A 19,429-nucleotide genomic window follows, 5' to 3' on the forward strand; every position below is an offset into this window, starting at 1 on the left:
TCGGCTCGCCTTGGTATTCACTCGACTATGTCTACAGGATGGAAGGCGGCGAGGCCTTGCTGCCGCGGCCGCCGATCAAGTGAGACCCAGCTCGTTCAACTTCCCGGCGATGTCCATCGCCGCGCGCCATGCAAACACCATGGCCGGGCCGATCATGGTCCCCGGTCCGGGATAAGTACCCCGGAAAATCGAGGCGGCATCGGTGCCGGCGGCATACAGGCCCGGGATCGGTTGCCGTTCGGATGTCAACACGCGGCCGTTAGCGTCGGTGCGCAATCCCGCGCTGCTCGCGAGGTCGGAGGGCCAGACTGCGACTGCAAAATAGGGGCCTGGACCAATTCTGCGCAGGCACGGATTCGGCTTGTTCGCGGGGTCGCCATTAAAGCAGTTGAGTTCGCTCGCCCCCCGACCGAAATCCTCGTCGACGCCGGATTTGGCAAACCGATTGTGCCGTTCGATAGTGCCCGCCAAGGCGTCGGCCTTGACATCGATTTCGTTCGCCAGTTTCGCGATAGTGTCGCCCTGGAACAGATAGCCGGACTTTATGAAAGCTGAGAGGTCGCGGGTTCCGGGATGAACGAGGCCGAGGCCGTAATCCCGGATAAAACTGCGGTCGCAGATCAGGAAAGACGGGATGCTGGACGTGGTTCGATGCGACCGAATCATACCCTCCACGAAGTCATGATACGAGTTGGCCTCGTTGACGAAGCGGACGCCGCCGCTGTTGACCGCGATCAGCCCGGGCTTGGCGCGATCGAGCATGATGTGGGGGAACACCGAAAGGTGGCCGTCCGGCTGCTGCATGACAGAACTCGGCATCCACAGCGCCGGGCTCCTGATGTCTTGCGCGAGCGCACCGTGCGCCCGCTCACCGGCGAGAATGCCGTCGCCGGTGTTGCTGTCGGGTGAAAGCGAATAGCGCTGCGTGTCGTTCGGAAACAACCGGCTACGCAGTTCGCTGCTCCAGCCGATGCCTCCGGTCGCCAGCACGACACCGCGTCGCGCGCGAATGCTGATGTCGCTATCGTTTGTCGTGAAGCGCCCGCCGGCGATTTTTCCCTCGTCTTCGATAAGCTCGGTGAGCTGGGTCTGGTAACGAATCTCGACCGCGTGTTTCTTCAGGCTGGAGAGCAGCCGCGCGACCAGCGCGTTGCCCATGATCAGGCGCGTGCCGCGCGGATGATGGATGCGGTCTAGCGCCTGCCGTGCCAGCAGGCATGCGGCCTTGGCAAAATTCTCTAGAGAGCGTAACGGATGCAGCAAAGACGGAATGTCGGTCTTGCCGACCATCATGCCGCCGAGCACCATGAATTCGCGGCGGGGCGGGCGCACCCGCGCAAAGTCTGGGCCGAGCTTCCGGCCGTCGAATGGCAGAACGCCTAGCGCCCTGCCGCCAATCGCGGCGCCGGGTCGGGCGTGGTAATCGGGATGAACCGGCGGCGGCGTGAAGGCCACGCTGGCCTTTTGCTGGAGGTAATCGAGCACGGCGGGGCCGGTCGCGAGATAGGCGGCGACGCGGGAGTCGTCGACGTCCTCATCCAGTAGCGCCGCAAGATAAGTCTTGGCGGCCTCGATGCTATCGGGCGCGCCGGCCGCTTCACTCTGGCGGCTGCCGGGAATCCAGATCGTTCCGGCGGAGGTCGCGGTGGTGCCGCCAACCATGTCGGACTTTTCGCAGAGAATGGTGTCGAGGCCTTCGAGCGCGCCCACAAGCGCCGCCGTCATTCCCGCCGCGCCGGCGCCGATCACCAATAGATCTGTCTCGACATCCCACCGGCGGTTATCTGCATGTTGGCCGGTCACAAGAACCCGACCAGTCCGCTCACTTAAGCGTCCCGAGCGAAAGCGCGTGGGCAACGCAGCTGTTGATATGCTCGGTCAGGATCGATTTCGCGCTCTCAGCGTCGCGTTTCAGCGCGCAATCCAGCAGCGCCTGGTGCTGCCCGATCGTGGCGCTGCCGCGATACTGCAAGGCGTAACGGAAGTATTTGTCGAACACGACGGCATGGGTTTGCATCAGTTCACGCGAACCGCAACTCGAGATCAGCGCTTGATGGAATTCGCCGTCGTAGCGTTTGCGTAGTTCGGGATCGTCACCCGCGGTAAGGATAGCGCGCTCGGTGGCCGCCAGCTTGTGATGGGCCGAAACCACGCGGCCTTCCCATTCCATATCGCCGGCCCGAAAAGATTCGGTCATCGCGTGATGTTCGAGCAGGATTCGCAGTTGCGCGAGTTCGCGCAAATTCTGGATCGAGACCGGTGCGACCTCGAAACCGCGCTGGCCTTCGGCAACGACAAACCCTTCCGACGCCAGCCGGTTGAGGATCTCGCGCAGCGTCGAGACGCTGACGCCGTACTCCTCTTTCATCGAGTCGAGCCTGAGTCGTCCGGAGGGATTGAGCACGCCGAAGATGATGTCGGAGCGGATGCGGTGATAGCCGCTGTCGCCGGCCGACATGGGAGACTGTGAATGCTCCAGAATCGTCAATGGTTATCCCGCTTTTGGAGCCCGTGAAGGCTGAGGCGATTCGCTGGCGAGCATAGCCGCGAACCGCGGCTTTCGCCGCAAATCGATACTCGTCTGAGAAATCACATAATATCCTATAGTTCGATTATTATCATTTGACAATGATTTCGTTATATGGTTTCCACCAGAAAAAAGATCGGGCCGACACAAAAGTTCGCGGCAACAAGCTGCGGCCGGGCGCCGGTTCATTCAGGGAGGAATGAAATGAGGCTGTTTACAGTTCTGTCCGCGGCTGTGTTCTGCGGCGCGCTTTTGGCAGGCGCGGCATTCGCGCAAGAGGTCCAGGAGCGGACCATTCGCTGGGGGCACCTCAACAACACCGACCACCCCGTCAGCTTCGGCGTGCAGAAATTCGCGGAAATCCTGTTGGCCAAAAGCGGCGGCAAGCTGAAAGTCCGCGAGTTCGCCTCGTCTCAGCTCGGCAACGAGCTGCAGCAGCAGTCGGCCCTGCGCGGCGGCACGCAGGAGATGCTGTCGGCGTCCACTACCTCGCTTGCAACGGTAGTGCCGGAATTCGGCCTGCTCGATTTTCCGTTCATCGTTGGCACCACGGATCAAGCCGAGGCCCTTGCCCGAGGAGCGTTCGGGAAGGCGATGATCGATGCGCTTCCGCCACGCGGGCTGATCGGCCTCGGATATTGGGGGCTCGGCTTCCGCAATGTCACCAACAGCCGGCTTCCCATCACCAAGCTCGAGGATTTCAACGGCCTGAAACTGCGCGTGATTCCGAACCCGGTGTATCTGGAATCCTTCAGCGCCTTTAAGGCCAATCCTATACCGATGGCCTTTGGCGAACTCTATTCGGCGCTGGAGACCCGCACCGTCGACGGTCAGGAAAACCCCTACACGGTCATTCTGTCCAACAAATTCTACGAAGTTCAGAAATACGTTTCCGCCACCAACCACACCTACACCCAGAACATCATCCTGGTCAGCAAGATCTTCTGGGACAAGCTCTCGGCAGCTGAGCAGCGCATGATGCGCGAAGCCTACGACGAAAGCCGCGACTATCAAAAGGAGCAGACGCGGCTGCAGACCGAAAAGGCGCTTGCCGAATTGCAGGCCAAGGGCATGCAGTACAATCCTGTGGCGGCGGAAGAGCTGGAGCGCATGCGCAAGGCCGCGCAGCCCGTGGTCGACAAGATCTCGGCCGGGCTTCGTCCGGAAACCGTAAAACTCTTCAACGAAGAGCTCGAGCGCATCCGCAAAGAGATCAAGTGACGCGCCGATATCTGCGAAAGCAGGCCGAAATCACCTGGCCCTGCCGTAACTCTAGCTCCAGACACCGCCCATGGAACGAACACTCGATCTGTATTGCGCGGTGCTCAAGGGCGTCATCGCTCTCTGCCTCGCGGTCATGGTGGTGCTGGTTTTCGGCAACGTCGTCCTTCGCTACGGCTTCAATTCAGGGATCACGATTTCGGAGGAACTGTCGCGCTGGCTGTTGGTGTGGCTCACCTTCCTCGGCGCCATCGTCGCCGTGCGCGAGCACGCGCATTTGGGGGTCGATACCCTGGTCCGGATGCTGTCGCCCGCGGGAAAACGGATCTGCTTCATCATCAATTACTGCTTGATGCTGTTTGCCGACTGGTTGCTGCTGGTGGGAAGCTGGCGCCAGACCATCATCAACATTGATGACCGCGCGCCGGCGACGGGCTTGTCGCTCGGCATCTTCTATTTCGTCGGCGTCCTGTTCGGCGTCTCGGCCGGCATCATGCTGCTTTACGACCTGTTCCGGGTGGCCTCCGGCCGGGCGAGCGAAGCCGACATGGCGGCCGTCAGGGAATCGGAAGAGGTCTGATGTCCGCCGACATGCCGCCCACGATCCATCCAGGTCCGACCCGCTCGCGGGGGGGCAGCGCATGACCATTGCGGTCTTCACCTTCTCGTTGCTCGGCGCGATGGCCTTGGGCATGCCGATCGCCTTCGCGCTGATCATTTGCGGTATCGCGCTGATGAGCACGATCGGGATGTTTGATTCCCAAATCGTGGCGCAGAACGTCATCAATGGCGCCGACAGCTTTCCGTTGATGGCGATCCCCTTCTTCATGCTGGCGGGCGAACTCATGAGCAAGGGCGGCCTGGCGAAGCGCATCGTCAACGTCGCCCTCGTCGCCGTCGGCCATCTGCGTGGCGGGCTTGGCTACGTCACCATTCTGGCGTCCTGCATTCTAGCCTCGCTGTCCGGCTCGGCCGCGGCGGATGCCGCGGCGCTGGCAGCGCTCCTGGTGCCGATGATGGTGGCCGCCGGCCACAAGAAATCCTATGCCGCGGGCCTCGTCGCCGCCGGTGGCATCATCGCGCCCGTGATTCCGCCCAGCATCGGCTTCGTCATCTTCGGCGTCGCCGCGGGCGTCTCGATCTCGAAGCTGTTCCTCGCCGGAATCGTGCCGGGCCTGATGCTTGGTATTGGATTGTGTGTCTCCTGGTGGTGGGTGGTGCGCAAGGAAAACCTCACGCCGCCGCCACGCGCGTCATTCTCCGAAATGGCCAAGGCCGTCATCGACGGCTTCTGGGCGCTGATGTTGCCGGCCATCATTGTCGTCGGGCTTCGTTTTGGCATCTTCACGCCGACTGAAGCGGCGGTGGTCGTCGCCGTCTATTCGCTGTTCGTGGCGACCTGCATCTATCGCGAGCTGAAATGGTCGCAACTCTATGAAATCTTCGTCTCCGCCGCCGTAACGACCAGCATCGTGATGTTCCTGGTGGCTGCTGCGCTGGTATCGTCCTGGCTGATTACGGTGTCCGAGATATCGACCCAGATCGTGGACGTGCTGAAGCCTTTCATGGGCAACAATATTTTGTTGATGTTCGCCATCATGGTGATCGTGGTGATCGTCGGCACCGCGCTCGACATGACGCCGACGATCTTGATCCTGACGCCGATCCTGATGCCCGTCATCAAGACGGCGGGAATCGATCCGGTCTATTTCGGCGTGCTGTTCATCATCAACAATGCCATTGGCCTGATCACGCCGCCGGTCGGCGTGGTGCTGAACGTCGTCTGCGGGGTGTCCAGGATCAGCATGGAAGAGATCATCAAGGGCGTCTGGCCGTTCATGATAGCCCAGCTTGTCGTGCTGTTTCTGATGGTGCTTTTTCCGGGACTGGTGACAATCCCGGCAAAATGGTTTGGCGGCTAGACTACGTTTTGGCATTATAAAGGGAGGAGCCGCGATGGCCACCAAGATCATGATCCTGAACGGACCTAATCTGAATTTCCTCGGTATTCGGGAGCCTCATATCTACGGCTCGACGACACTCAAGGAGATCGAGGCGAGTTGCCAGGACATCGCGAAATATCTCGGGATCACGATCGCGTTTCACCAGTCCAATCTGGAAGGTGAACTGGTCAATCTGATCCAGTCGGCGCACGGCACGTTCGACGCAATCATCATGAACCCGGCGGCCTATTCGTTTACGTCGATTGCGCTGATCGATGCCCTGAAGATATTTGAAGGCCCGAAGATCGAGGTCCACATCTCCAATATTCATGCGCGGGACGAGCTGCACCGGCACTCGATTACGTCGAGCGCTTCCACGGCCGTCATCTGCGGCCTCGGCCCTTACGGCTATATCGCAGCCATTCTGGCTGCGGTGCAAAAACTCGGCAAGTTGTCGGATGCGATTCCGGCTTCGTTGCACGGCCTGCGGGCGAAAGCGTAGACCTATCGTTTCGGAGGAGATCGGAATGCGCGGCGCAGGCTTTCTTGCCATCTGGAGCGACGTCGAGCCAATCAACCTGACCGACTATCGGCACTGGTTGACGCGCGAGCACACCACCGAACGGGTGACGACCAAGGGATTTTTGGGCGTTCGCGTGTTTCGCGCGCAGCGGAGCGACATCAATCGTTTCTTCATCCTCTACGAACTGGAGGCGCCCGAGGTGCTCGACGGATCCGCCTATCTGGCGCGGCTCAATGCGCCGACGCCGTGGTCGCAGCGGATCATGCCTCAATTGGGTAACTTCATCCGCGGCGGCGGCGTGATGTCGGCACGGGCCGGCCGTGGCGAGGGCGCCACGATCGTCGCGCTGCGGATCGAACGACTGCCTGCAAGTCCGCAGCAATTCGCCGATTCGATCGCCGCCTGCGACGGCATTGCTGCAGTGCAGATCGGCGTGACCGATATCGCCCGAACTTCGGTGCCGACGGTCGAGAAGGGGATGCGCAGGGATGAAGGCCTGTTTGCCGGAATCGTGATCGTCGAAGCCCTCGACGAAGCGTCGCTCAAAAGCGCATTGCTCGAGGCGAAGAAAACGGCGCCGGACCTGTTCAGCGGCATCGGAGAAGCGGAGGTCTATCAGGTCATGTTCGCGCTCGACGCTCGAATCGCCGATTTTGGATAATGGCGCCGTTCTCGCTGGCCGCGCTCACCGTCCTTGAACTGGCGCCGCCGGCGCTGATCGACGTCGCTGCGGCCTGCGGTTACGATCACGTCGGGCTTCGGCTGTTGCCGGCGGTCCCGGGCGGCATCGCTTATCCATTGATGGACAATGAAGCCGAGCTGAAGGAAACAATCGCTCGGCTGGATGCGACCGGCATCACCGTTGCCGACCTCGAAGTGGTCGCGTTCAGCCCGGACACCGAGATTGCGTCGTTCTCCGCGTTCTTCGAGACGGGTGCGCGGCTCGGCGCCAAACATATCCTGGTCGCAGCCTACGATCCCGATCTCGATCGATTTACAGATCGCTATGCGAAATTTTGTCAGGCAGCGGCCCTCTACGGATTGACCGCCGATCTCGAATTCATGCCCTGGACCTATGTCCCTGACCTCGCGACCGCCAACCGGATCGTCGCACAGATCGGGCAGGCAAATGCCGGCGTATTGGTGGACGCGCTGCATTTCGATCGATCGAAAAGCCTGATCGAAGAACTCGCCCGCGTTCCCGTTCAGCGGCTTCACTACTGGCAGCTATGCGACGGCCCGGCCGAACGGCCGGCGACGACCGAAGAGATGATCCACGCTGCCCGCCATGAGCGGTTGTTTCCAGGGGAGGGCGGCATCGATCTCCGGGCACTGACGCGGGCCATGCCAAAGGATATCGTCGTCAGCATTGAAGTCCCTACCGCCGGGCTTGAGAAGACGGTCGACGCCAAGATGCGAGCCCAACGCGCGCTTGACGCAGCGCGTCGGGTGATCGACGCTGCACATGATCGATCCTGATCGTCGCAGATTTCTCACCGGCTTGATCGGCGCGCCGATCGCGCATTCGGCGTCCCCCGCGATGCACGAGCAGGCGGCCGATGCCCTGGGCGTTCGCTGCCACTATCACCTGATTGAGCTGGCGGGAGCCGGCCGCGAGGAGTTGCGTGCGTTGCTCGATGGCGTGAGACGCCTCGGCTTCGCGGGCGTGAACGTTACGTTCCCCTACAAAGAAGCGGTGGTCGATCTGCTCGACGAATTGTCGCCACACGCGCGTGCGATCGGTGCAGTCAATTCGGTGAAGGTCCAGGCTGGCCGGCTGATGGGCCACAACACTGATGCTACAGGTTTCGAGCGCGCCATCGGCCACTTTTCGGCCGCCTCCTCGCGGGGCGTGGTCGCCCTGATCGGCGCCGGTGGCGTCGGCAAAGCGATCGCTTTCGCGCTCGCGGCTCGCGGCGTTGCCGAACTCGTCATCTTTGACGTTGACCGTGCCAGGGCTGAGCAGTTCGCGGCACGGTTGCCGCGCGATCAGCCGACGCGAACCGCTGGAAGCGTCGAGGAGGCGCTGCGCGACGCCGTGGGCATGGTCAATGCAACGCCGGTGGGAATGTTGCCGGACCGCGGCTCGCCAGTGCCCGACGTCTTGCTGCATCGCGGCCTGTGGGTGGCCGACGCGATCTATTGGCCGCTCTGGACGCCACTTCTCAAAGCTGCAAAGGCAAAAGGCGCCGAGGTCATGACCGGGCGTGACCTTGCGATTTACCAGGCCGCGGACGCCTTCGAATTGTTTACCGGATTAAGGCCGTCGGTCGTCGAGATGGGAAATGCATTCGACGCCGTGATTGCGAAACGCTACCGGCCATCGTCTTGAATAATTGGCTGCGGCCTACTTCATCTCCGCGTGCTCGGCTGGCGCGGCCTGGGCGCGCAACGCGGCCTTGGTCGAGCCGATTATGATCGCCGGAGGTATCGAGGCCAGGATGAAGATCATCACCAGTTCAGCCGAAGCTCCGTTGCCAATTTTCGGTCAGACCACCACCTGAAATAGCAACTTGAGATGGTTGCGCCTCCAGGATTGAACATAGCCAGGGGTTCGAACAAGCGGCGGTTTCCGGCAGGTCATAAAAATCCTTCCCAGCGAGCTGGGCTGCCCGCCAAAACAGGACTCCCGCGATAGTGGGTTTCGCAATGCAGCGGACCACTGACTCGAACCCCCGACACGTCGGTCCTAGCGCGCACAGCCCCCAACACACGCTATGGCCCCCTGAGGTCAGCTAGCCTCGGCTGGAGATCCCGTCCTGCATCCAAAGGTGGCTATGCTTCACTGAGCCCCGTTCTTCTCCAAGAACGCCGCAATTCGCAACGAATTGGGTGAAACGATCGTGAACAAAACTGGACGGACGCGACTGTCACATCAAGAAATATCAATAGCTTAGAGATACTCACTGCGTTCGGGACGCAGGCGTCGTACCCGGTCAGCTCGCGACTCGAAAAGAATGTCGGTATCGGTGGTTGCGCCTCCCTGCAACCAAGTCCTTTTTTCGATCGCAGAAACAGCTCGTCGTCGGCGCGCTTTTTCATGTCAGGCGACGCGACGTCTTCGCGCTTGGAGAAAGCGAGCGACTTCCTTCTGAAGCCGTCTCACTTCTCCGGCGCGCGCAGCAGCATGGCGTGGGCGTGCATGTCGCCGGCGAGGCTGAGTGCCACCACCCATGGTGTGCTCACCTTCCCCTGCATCAGGCACAGATTCACGGGAATGTTTGCGACGGTCATGTTGGCGTTTTCGGCGAGCGTAAAGAACGTCGCGCCGGGCTCCAGCGTCTTTTGCCAGACATCCAGCAATGTTTGCGAGGCCTGGTGGCCAGTCAGGGTAGCGTCTTTGGAAGAGATGCCCTGGCGTTGCAGGAGGCGGCTCACGGCGTGCGGCGCCGTCTGGCCACCGAAGGTGCCAAAATGTTTCAGACCCGATTCGGTGACGTGGTAGTAGGGACCGGTCCAGTCCTGGGCCTGCGGACTCGGGTCCGAAGCACCGGGTTCAAACCGCACTTGGCGACGGTCGCCGATCAGAAACATATCGCCGAAATTCTGCTCCTGGGCGATCACTTCGGTATCCACCAGACGCCAGCGCGGTTGCTGCCCCGGCGCTGCCACGCCCACCACCGCAGCGGCCGCGCCGTCGGCCGCGCTCACCGACTGCGGCGTGTGGTAATCCATAATGGTTGTCCAGCCGCCGCCGATTGCGACCAGGATGTTGCGCGCACGTCCGGCGCGAATCATGGCGTCGGCCAGTGCCACTCCGACATTGAAATTGCTGAAATCATTTGCCAGCGGAATCGTCAGCGTCCTTTCCGAGAGCTTCAGATCTCTCGTCAGCGCGAACAAATCCGGCGGTACGAAATAGGTATTCGGAGAGAGGCAGCCCATGACGATGTCGATCTGGCTGATGTCCAAGCCAGCATCGGCAATCGCTGCGCGTGCAGCCGGCACGAGGATATCGAGCACGGTCTGGCCCTCGGCCAGCACGTGGCGTTTGTCATAGCCCGTGAATAGACCCTGTCCGTCAGGATGGTGCTCGCGGAGCCAATCGAAGATCCTGTCATCGTTGGTGCGGATGTCAGTCGGCAGATTTTGGGCCATGCCGATAATGCCGATGCAGCTTTCAGTCATGCGGGCCACTCCGGATCAGGGCAAGCCGAGACGATGCAGGACGATATCGGCAGTCTCCAGCGCGCCCTCGGCCCATGTCTGGTTGGTCGAGTACGCTTCACCGCAGATGTAACAGGGAAAGTTCGCGACCGGCTGGGTCATGTGTTTGAGCATCTCCGCCGAGTTGTAATTCACGTTCCAGAGATGCACGCCGCCGCCATACGGATCGCGCGACCAGTCCATATAGGCGGCATCGGTCGGCTTCGGCGCGCTCTCGATGCCGTGCATCTGCAAGAGCTGGCGGTGCAGTTCGTCCACCATCGGCTGAGTGGCCTTGTGTGCCTCCCAATTCGCCAGCAGCCTCTTGGAGAACTCGTCCGTCTGAAGTGACGACATAGGCGGACTTGGAGCCCGGTTGAATGTCGGCAGCGCGCGCAGCACTGGCGCGCCTAATTGCAGGCCGGCCCTTTGCACGTTCGCGATGGTGTCGAGGCCAGCCCAGAAGTCGACGTTCAGGAGGTCGTCATAAGCCATCACGAGGCCGGGCTCGCTGGGCTTGGGCACGCCAACACCGTCCGACCCGACGGGCCAATAATAGCACTGCCGCAACGGCAGGTCGGTGAGTGATCGACCGCTGGAAACCCCTGCCGCCTGCCACCAGCTCTCGGGATACAGCAGAAAACACTTGAACAGCGGAATCGCGCGGACCGAGGCGAGGTCGTGACGGAACTGGGTGTTCCTTGGGTCAAGTACCTCGCCCTCCGGCCGCAACAATTCGATCGCGCGACGGGGCATGGCAAGCACGATGGCGCGCGCGGTCAGTTTGCGGCCATCGCGCAAATCAAGCTGTACGCCCTTCGATCCGTCGGCGAGCTCGACGCCAACAAACCCATCCAGCCAGCAGTTGAATTCGATTTCGCCTCCGGCGTCGTGGAACCTCTGCTGCAATTGCCAGGGCACCGCCTCGTAGCCCTCGTTCACCATCCGGTACTCGACACCCTGCGCAAAATCGAAATATTCGGTGATGAGGTCGAGCGCATTGGTGTTGCCGCCCAGGCAGTCATAGCCGACGGTCGTGCGCGCAGCGTTGTAGCCGTCCGGACTGATATACTTGGCCAGCAGGTTCCAGAATGCGTGCTGCCACAGCGGCAGGCCGTCGATCGTCTGGTCTAGCAGGTATTGCCGGAGCTGGCCGCTCTTGAGCTTGTCGGGGATCTCCGGCATGAGCTTGATCAATTCCCGCGTGATCAGCTCCGCCGGACTGGCACCCGTTTGGGCCGCGAGCCACTTGGCCTCGGCTGGGTCGAACCAGTAGGGGAGCACGTCCGGGTTGCCGAGCTGTGAAGTGCGCAGAAGATGGCCGCGCAGGAACGCAATGTTGTTTGCGACGTCCACGACCTGCTGATGGGTCGGCAGCTTGAGTACGTTCTCGACCAGGTCTTTCATCCGCGTTTGCGCGGGGCTGACGTAGCGCATGCCGCCGATCTCGGCGGTAGTGTCGGGCATATGCGGTGAGCGGGCGGAGAGCAGCCGGCCGCCGATGCGATCACTGCCCTCGAACAGCGTCACCTTGAGAGCGCCACCGCGCTCCCTGGCCCATTTCGCCGCCAGGCCATCGCCAAGCGTCGACGTCATCAATCGCCAGCCGGTATAGATGCCGCCGACGCCGCCGCCGACGATCGCAATATCGAGATCCGGTTGTTGCTGCATTTGGTTCGCCCCCTCGAAGCCGTCAATTCAATCGGCGGTCGCCGTCGTGGGCCAGTAAGGCTTGCTCCAATATGGCGGCGCCGCCTTCGGATCTACTTTCGCGACGATCACCTGTGGCCGTCCGGCAGCAGCACCGCGCAGCGCCGCTTCCCAGGCCGGCGCAAAATCGGCCGGCTTTTCGACGTCATACGCTTCGGCGCCAAGACCTTCCGCAACCTTGCGCAGGTCGGGGTTGCCCAGGGGGTACGAAAACGGAACGGGATCAGGAAGGAATGCGTTCATGCCCTGGGAAACCATGTTCAGGTCGTTGTCGTTGAGCACGACCCAGATGGCGCCGATCTTGTTCTCGGCGGCTGTGCTGATTTCACCGAGATGCATGAGCAGCGCGCCATCGCCGACCAGTGCGACACAGAGCCGATCAGGTCTGCCATAGCGCGCACCGACCACGGCGCAGACCGCAAAGCCCATTGGGCCCATGGCGAGTGCGCTATGCATTTCCCGCCCCTCAGGCACGACCATGTAGTGCATCGACCAACCGACACAGTTGCCGCTGTCGATGAATACCATCGCGCCCGGAAGCTCTTCGTTCTGTAGCAGATGGTCGTTCAGCAACTGACAAAGCGCCGCCGGATGGAGCGTTCCCGGCGTCTGTGCGGCGTCCGGGGGTGAAACGACCGGCGAATGGTTTTTCCTGATCTCCGCGATCTCCTTGCCGCGCGCCGCGACGGCGGCGGAATCGTGCGGGAAGGCCGGCGCCTGATCCCATAGCGCGCGAATGAAGGCGCCCGCTTCCGCAACGATGCCATCGGTGACCGGAAAGCCCCGGCCGATCACCGACTGGTCGAGGTCGACCTGCAGGAACGGTCCCTTGGGCACCAGCATCGGATTCCATTTGTAGGTAGCGAGTTCGCCAAGGGAGGAGCCGATCACCAGCAAGGCGTCATGCGCCGCGCCGTTGGTTGCCGGGTCGATCATCCAGTATTGTGGCCAGAGGCAGCCGGCGAAGCCGTAGGCACGCAGCGAAAGCCGATGCGTCTCGGGAAATGCGCCCTTGCCGTCCGAGGTGGTGATGACCGGGATGTTCCACCATTCGACCAGGCACCGCAACGCCCGCGCGGTCGCTGGATCGCGCAGCGCCTCCCAGCAGCCATTGCCGAGCAGAATGAGCGGGCGCTTCGCCGAGCTCAGCACCTCGAGCGCACGGCGGACCCCATGCTGGGGCGCGCCCTCCGGCAGGCAACGATAGGCTTCCGGGCTCTTCGGGGGCCGCGGGGAGACGTAGAGATCCGTTCGAGCGTCGGCGGCGGCGATGTTGTCGGCGATACTGAGGTGCACGGCACGACGGGGAATCGACAGCATGGATCGCAGCGCTTGCTCGACCAGGATCGGCATGCTCGAGGCATCGGCGATATCGGCGCTGTAGCGCGTGGCGGCGGCATAGATGTCGCGCACATTGAGCCCACAATCGGTGCCTTCCTGCAGATAGCCGCGGCCCAAGAACTGCTCCGGCACTTCGCCGGTGAGCGTCAGCACGGCCGAGCCGTCGAATTGCGCGTTCATGGTACCGGTCAGCGCGTTGGTCGCGCCCGGACCGCTGGTGACCAGCACCACGCCGGGTTTTCCGGTCGCTCGATAATATCCGTCCGCCATGTAGGCGGCGCCGGTCTCGTGCCGGGTGATGATGTATGTGAATTCGTCGCGGTCATGGATGCGCTTGAGCAGATGCATGACGCCGGCGCCGGGAACGCCAAAAATTGTCTTGGCATGCTCGAGGGCCAGATAGTCCAGGAGCTGATCCGCAACGCTAGGCTTCGTTGATGCCGGCATCGTTTTCCCCCATTCGCGGAGCCCGCTTCTGCGGTTCAGCCGCGGCCCCGGCTAACAACTAATAATTGTGCCGTCGCTTCAGGCTATGTTAAGTTTACTAGGTAAGTCCCTATGGAAACCAGCCCTGTTCGTTCCGACAATCAAAATATTTTCTTATCCAGATGACAGGTCGATGACGCAGGTCGGGTGCCAGGCGGGAGAATTAAGTGAGAAAATCAAGTCCGAAAAATCGGTCAGCTAGGTGGGCGGCAATTCGAATTCCTTTTCGAGAAGGCGGACCTTCGCATCCGCGCCCCAGGAGCGAAACATCTCGCGCGCCGCAAGCGCCGATGCGGTAGCGCCGGCCCTGTCGGCGACCAGGCGCCGGCAGCGGGCGAGATATTCGTGCGCGAGACCGGCATCCTGAAGAAAGCCTCCGGCGGCAGCGCCTTCGCCCGAACGGCCGAGCAGGCGCGCCGCATCGCCGTCGCGGCCCATCGCGGCCTGCACCAGGCCATCGAGCAGATCGGCCTTGTGACGGAACACGGCCGGATTGCGCGCTTCCCAGCCCCGGAGCCGCTCGAGACAATCGCGTCCCTCCTGGAGGTGCGTTAGCCCTTCCTTTGCGGCGCCAAATGCAGCGGCGGCCACCGCGGCGAGGCCGCGATATTGCGAGAGCTCGAACTCGGCCGCCTGTCCGCCGAAATAGGGAAGCATCGGATGCGCGCGCGCCGCCCATTCCAGAGCGCCCGACCAGTCGCAGGCATGCAGGTGCAGCTTCAGCCTTGTGACGAAATAGTAGCCGATCTGGTTGCTGAGATTGGTGTCGACGACAGAGTCGATATCGCGGACTTCATCGAATTCGGCATCACCGAGCACGGGCAGCGCGGAGGTCAAGCCGGCCAGCGCTTTCGCGAATTGCAGCTCGAATACCAGATGATAATACGCATTGAGGACACGCTGTCCGTTGCGCTCGATGCGGATTCGCGCCTGCTCCATGACCTCGGCGAGCGGCCGGCCGGCGGCAGCCAGCAGCACGACGGACGCCGACAAGTTGAAGCAGCCGTAGATCACCTCGTTGTCGCCGAGCCCCGCCTCGCTGCCGGCGTCTGCCAATGCGATGCCCTCACCGAGCGGCGCGACCCAGTGATTGTGAAACCAGGCATGAATGAAGCTGCACCGGGCGAAGCCGGCGCCCCGCTCTCCCTTCAACAAGGCAAGGCCGACACGGCTCCAGATGGCGGCGGTATCGCGGTCTCCGGTCAGCGCGCCATAGACGACCGAGTACATGGAGTAGACGTCGGGGGCGAGCGGGCCGTTGCCGTATTCGAGGGTGAGGCGGAGACACCTGCATCCCATCAACGCAAACAGTTCGACCTGCTCGCTTTGATGCGCGAAGGGCGCAAGGACGAGCAGGAGGTGAATGAGCTGACCAGCCCGCTCATCGGTGAGCGGCGGCAGTCCAGCCAGCTCATCGGGCCGACGGCCGTCCAGCAATCTCCCGATTGTTTCCAATTCCTGACCGATGGCCGCATGCAGCGCCCCTCTGTCGGTGGGCAGGTCGCTGCCGAGCAGCCGCGCGCCCCGCAAGCCGATCTCGATCGACTGGCCGACGAGGCCCGCGCCGAATACGCGCTCCGCTTCGAGCCGCAGATAGTCCGTGGCCCGTGCGGTCTCGCCAGCGGCCTCCCAATGATAGGCCAGCAGCGCATAGACGCGGGACCTGTTGGAGGCGGAGGCATCCTCGTTCCAAAGCGCGATCTCGCGATGCAATTGCCGACGCTGGGCATAGAGCATCGATTCGTAGGCGACGTCGCGGATGATGCCGTGACGAAAGGCGTAGCCCTCCCGCTCGTCGACCTGGTCGGGCAGCAGGAAACCGACGCGGTCGTGCAGCGCGAGATGACGCGCGACCGTCATCTGCTCGCCACGTGCGGTCGGATGGACTTCGGAGACGAGGAGGGTCGGGAAGCGAAGGCCTGCCGCGCTTGCCACCTTTAGCGTGACCTGGCTTTCGGGGGCGAGGCGATCGATACGGCGCATCACGGTGCCCTGGACCGAGTCCGGCATGGGCAGGTCGGTCATACTGCCGCTGGGCACGATGTGGCAGACGCCTTCCACTACCTCGATCAGCCCGTCGTCGCGCAGCGCCTGCGCCAGTTCCAGGCAAAAGAACGGATGGCCGCGGGCGCGGCCGCGCACCTGCGCCGAAAGTTCCTCGGTGAGCCGCTCCGCGCCGAGCCGGGCCAGCACGAGGCGTTCCTGATCCTCGTCCGACAGTTCGCCCAGGCGAAGCCGCTGCGCTCCCTCATCCGCAAGCCGCTCCAGCCGGCTGTCGTCCTCGAGCGGCTGCATGGCCAGCACCAGGCAAAGCCCGCGCACGTCGCGGATCGTGGCTTCGACCAATAGCCAGCTCTCCTCGTCCAGCCAGTGCGCATCATCGATCGAGACCAGGAGCGGCCGCCCGGCGCTGGCACGACGCAGGAGATCGACCAGCAAAGCGAGGCGCAACTGAGCCCGCTGTGGAAGCGGGACCGCCTGCAGATCGCCCGTCTCAGGCAGGTTGAGCGGAAAAACGACGTTGAGGAGCGCGGCCTGTGCCGCGAACTCCGGCCCGAGAGCGGATAACACGGCTTCACGCTGCGCCGTATCCGACGCGGCCAGATCAACATCCAGAAGACGCGCCAGAACATCGCGCCAGCCACGATAGGGCACGTCGCGCTCGATCCGATCGGCGTAGCCGTTGAGCAGGACGACGCCCGAGGCGAGCGTGCGCTGGTGGAATTCGGCGAGAAGGCGGGATTTGCCCATGCCGCTTTCCGCTTCGACCATCACAAGCCGCGCGGCGCCTTCACCGGCGGCTTCGATTGCGGCCAACAGCTCGGCGAGCTCCCGCTCCCTGCCTTGCATGGGGACGCGCGCCTCAGCGCGCTCGGAGCGCTGCGGCGTCCACACCTGAACGGCGGGCTTCAGACCGCGCAGGCCGCGCAAGCCGACCGGGTCGAAGGCGATGGCTTCGTGCGCGGCCCGATAGGTGGCATGATCGCACTGGATGATGTCAGAACTTCTCAGCCGCGCCGCGAGGTTGATCGCCTCGCCATAGGTCGTCCAGGCCCGGAATATGTCGTTACCGATCAAGCCGCAGAAAACGCGCCCTGTGGCGACGCCGAGACTGCAGCGGCGGCCCATTCCGCGCAGGGCGTCCCTGAGATCGATGGCGCAGCGCACGGCGCGGACGGGATCGTCGGGATGGGCGACGGGCGGGATGCCGAACAGCACGAAAAGGTTCGCGCCGCTCTCATCGACCCGGAGTTGATGCATGAAGCCGTCGTGCCGGCGCACGACCGGGCCGACCGTCGCTGCGACCGACTCGAGCTGTTGCAGGCTGTCGGGGGAAGCCTGATCGAAGTCGGCGAGGGCGATGAACACGGCGGTGACGCGGCGAAGCTCGGCGGCCCAATCGAGATAGCGCTGCCCCAGGTGACTACGGATCGGCAGCGGAACCAGCGGCGCGAAGTGTTCACGGTTCGAAGGCGAGAGCGGCGGTATCACCAGCGGCACCGGTGCTGGCGCGCTGTTCAGCGCGGCGAGGATGACGGCGCCGGTCTCGTCCTCCACTGTTTCGGCCGCATCTCCCAGCGCCGCGCGCGCGGCCGGCGACAGCAACAGACGGCCGGCGGCACGCCTGACGCTCGTCGCCTGAAGATCGGCGAGCCCGCCCCCCACCGTCACGTGAAAGCGGTCGGTGGCGTGGCCGACCTCGGTCGTGCGAGAGGGGCCGAGCGCAAGGACCGCATGTAGTTGCAGCGTGTCGCCCGAAGGCAATGCGGCGCCTGGAGAGGACAGGATCGCCTGGCCGCAGGCGGCGGCGCGCAACACGGCCTCGCGAGGCGTAGCTTCGCTGCATCGCCAGCCCGAGAGCAGGCCATCACCCGCAAACATGAACGGCTCGCCGCCATGGGCGACGATGTTGCCGAGCAGCGTATGGAAATGCCGCTCCAGCACGACAGCCATCTGTTCGATGCCGGCCGGCCCGGTTTCCACGAGATGGCCGGTGATACGGGTGAAGCCGACGACGTCCAGCCACAGCAGCGCCCTGTCGCCATCCGCGGCTGTCGTGGCGCCAGAAGCGGCGAGGCGTAGCGGCGGCGGCGTAAAGCTTTCGACAAGCCGTGCCTCGTAGGCGACTTCCTCCAACATCCCTGCCGTCCCCCAACCCCCAGCGTCTAATCCTACCTCGCTCGTTGCCTGAAGGCTACTGATCGGCGACGGGTCGCTTTTCACGTTTTGGGCGCCATTTCGCAGAGATCGGGTCTTGCGCCTCAGGGCTGCGCCAATAACAAAACGGGGCTCCGGCGATTCCGCGACGCAGCGAACCTCCGCCAGCGTTCGCCATCGCGCTCGCGATTAAATTCATCGAAGCGGCGAACACCCGTGCAAGTCCGGCTCGTCGACAATCTCATGGATCGTGCCGGTCCCGAAGAGCGAGCCGTTGCTCGAGCGAAGGCCCCGTTCATTCAGCCAAGGCGATTTTCCTGGCGCCAGGCGGACCGCGGTTGGCGTCTCTCCACCCGCAAGTGCAGGAACCTTTTTTGCTTTTCTGTCACACTTCGTCCCTATAGAGCAAAACTCGATATCCTTGCTCGCTGGCAGTCTTGCGATAGCCGCATTCTTTGGGACGACCTGGCGAACAATCGTCCCCTAGAGCAATGCATAGCGTCAATGATCGAGAATTCCGGGCTGGGGCCGCGGGCACATCTTTTGTGCGCTTGTTTGAGCATTTGCCTGATGGGAAACGCGAGGACATCGTCCGCCGAACAGGAAAGATCGAGAGGATCCAGCAAGTTCATCACTTTCGACATCCCCGCCCAGCCACTTGCCCAAGCACTTGACGCCTACTCAGTGGTTACTGGCATGGCGGGCTTGGTCGAACAGCAACTGGCAATGGTGCAGCGCTCCGCTGGCGTCAAAGGACGATTGACGGCCGATCAAGCCCTGCGGATTTTGCTGGCGGGCACCAACCTGTCGATCCGCTACGGTAGTAGCTCCGCATTCATTTTGGCGCCAATTGACAGGACGGTTACGTCGGAGCCCGCGAACGGTAGCGCGGCAGTGCCGACCGCCATTCGTCAAGCCTATTTTTCAGACCTCCAAGAGACCTTGACGCAGCTTTTTTGCCGTCGTCCTGAGAGCCAACCGGGCAGCTATCGGCTGGGATTGCAGCTTTGGATCGGGTCGAACGGGATCGTCCAAGCGTCCCATCTTCTCAACTCGACAGGAGATCGTGGTCGTGACGCGGCGATCACGGATTTGCTCGGGTCGGCGATGCTTGCAGTGCCTCCGGCGGAGTTGCCTCAGCCGATCACAGTGGTGTTGCTGCCGCATTCGGAGGAAAAGCCGCCGGACTGCTCGCTACCGGGGCGGCATACCAAATGACAGAGACGACGCGTGCCACGTTGCGAGCGCTGCTGGAAACCGGATATGCCGGTGTGTATCGAAAACCTAAACGCGGGCGTAGTGGTGGTGAAGTCCGCCCAGGATGGCGAGTGAATTGATCAGACCGGTTCGCTCAACCGGGCGGCAGACCGGCGC

At 62.7% G+C, this 19,429-nt stretch carries 14 protein-coding genes; 8 read left to right on the forward strand and 6 right to left on the reverse strand.

Features of this window, described 5'->3' with window-relative positions:
• Positions 1-75: 75 nt before the first annotated feature.
• A complete protein-coding gene (locus CWO89_RS12950; protein WP_245476133.1) occupies positions 76-1,803 on the reverse strand; it encodes an FAD-dependent oxidoreductase in 1,728 nt (575 codons plus the stop codon).
• Positions 1,804-1,822: 19 nt separating this feature from the next.
• Positions 1,823-2,458 carry a GntR family transcriptional regulator gene (locus CWO89_RS12955; RefSeq protein WP_207234471.1) on the reverse strand — a complete coding sequence of 212 codons (636 nt, stop codon included), beginning with the start codon at positions 2,456-2,458 and terminating at the stop codon, positions 1,823-1,825.
• 273 nt (positions 2,459-2,731) lie between these two features.
• Here CWO89_RS12955 and CWO89_RS12960 point away from each other — a divergent pair, with 273 nt between their 5' ends.
• The 7 genes from CWO89_RS12960 to CWO89_RS12990 all read left to right on the forward strand — a co-directional run bounded on the left by CWO89_RS12960 (position 2,732) and on the right by CWO89_RS12990 (position 8,546).
• Positions 2,732-3,748 (forward strand): TRAP transporter substrate-binding protein, encoded by a 1,017-nt coding sequence (locus tag CWO89_RS12960; RefSeq protein WP_130578989.1) that lies wholly within the window; start codon positions 2,732-2,734, stop codon positions 3,746-3,748.
• Positions 3,749-3,818: 70 nt separating this feature from the next.
• Positions 3,819-4,328 carry a TRAP transporter small permease gene (locus CWO89_RS12965; RefSeq protein ID WP_130578990.1) on the forward strand — a complete coding sequence of 170 codons (510 nt, stop codon included), beginning with the start codon at positions 3,819-3,821 and terminating at the stop codon, positions 4,326-4,328.
• Positions 4,329-4,389: 61 nt separating this feature from the next.
• The gene (locus tag CWO89_RS12970) at positions 4,390-5,670 is read left to right on the forward strand and encodes a TRAP transporter large permease (protein ID WP_130578991.1); all 1,281 of its coding nucleotides are present in this window, start codon (positions 4,390-4,392) and stop codon (positions 5,668-5,670) included.
• Positions 5,671-5,704: 34 nt separating this feature from the next.
• Positions 5,705-6,193, forward strand: a complete 489-nt coding sequence (locus tag CWO89_RS12975; protein ID WP_130578992.1) for a type II 3-dehydroquinate dehydratase — start codon at positions 5,705-5,707, stop codon at positions 6,191-6,193.
• A gap of 25 nt (positions 6,194-6,218) precedes the next feature.
• Positions 6,219-6,875, forward strand: a complete 657-nt coding sequence (locus tag CWO89_RS12980; protein ID WP_130578993.1) for a hypothetical protein — start codon at positions 6,219-6,221, stop codon at positions 6,873-6,875.
• A complete protein-coding gene (locus CWO89_RS12985) occupies positions 6,875-7,693 on the forward strand; it encodes a sugar phosphate isomerase/epimerase family protein (RefSeq protein ID WP_130578994.1) in 819 nt (272 codons plus the stop codon). Before CWO89_RS12980 ends, CWO89_RS12985 begins: the two co-directional genes overlap by 1 nt.
• Complete coding sequence (locus CWO89_RS12990; protein WP_130578995.1) at positions 7,680-8,546, forward strand: shikimate dehydrogenase; 867 nt, start codon at positions 7,680-7,682, stop codon at positions 8,544-8,546. The genes CWO89_RS12985 and CWO89_RS12990 overlap by 14 nt, the downstream gene beginning before the upstream one ends.
• A gap of 770 nt (positions 8,547-9,316) precedes the next feature.
• Here the strand turns inward: CWO89_RS12990 and CWO89_RS12995 are convergent.
• From CWO89_RS12995 to CWO89_RS13010, 4 genes are all read right to left on the reverse strand, one after another.
• The gene (locus CWO89_RS12995) at positions 9,317-10,342 is read right to left on the reverse strand and encodes a 3-oxoacyl-ACP synthase (protein WP_130578996.1); all 1,026 of its coding nucleotides are present in this window, start codon (positions 10,340-10,342) and stop codon (positions 9,317-9,319) included.
• A 15-nt stretch (positions 10,343-10,357) separates the two neighbouring features.
• Positions 10,358-12,031, reverse strand: coding sequence for a flavin monoamine oxidase family protein (locus CWO89_RS13000; RefSeq protein WP_130578997.1), 1,674 nt, complete (start codon positions 12,029-12,031; stop codon positions 10,358-10,360).
• A gap of 27 nt (positions 12,032-12,058) precedes the next feature.
• Entirely contained in the window at positions 12,059-13,858 is a 1,800-nt protein-coding gene (locus CWO89_RS13005) for a thiamine pyrophosphate-binding protein (protein ID WP_130578998.1), read from the reverse strand.
• A gap of 237 nt (positions 13,859-14,095) precedes the next feature.
• Complete coding sequence (locus tag CWO89_RS13010) at positions 14,096-18,037, reverse strand: AAA and adenylate/guanylate cyclase domain-containing protein (protein ID WP_130578999.1); 3,942 nt, start codon at positions 18,035-18,037, stop codon at positions 14,096-14,098.
• A gap of 522 nt (positions 18,038-18,559) precedes the next feature.
• On the opposite strand from CWO89_RS13010, the gene CWO89_RS13015 reads away from it, so the two are divergent.
• Positions 18,560-19,273 carry an STN domain-containing protein gene (locus CWO89_RS13015; RefSeq protein ID WP_130579000.1) on the forward strand — a complete coding sequence of 238 codons (714 nt, stop codon included), beginning with the start codon at positions 18,560-18,562 and terminating at the stop codon, positions 19,271-19,273.
• The last annotated feature ends 156 nt before the right edge of the window (positions 19,274-19,429 follow it).

It is taken from the genome of Bradyrhizobium sp. Leo170 (genome assembly GCF_004296405.1).
Classification (GTDB): domain Bacteria; phylum Pseudomonadota; class Alphaproteobacteria; order Rhizobiales; family Xanthobacteraceae; genus Bradyrhizobium.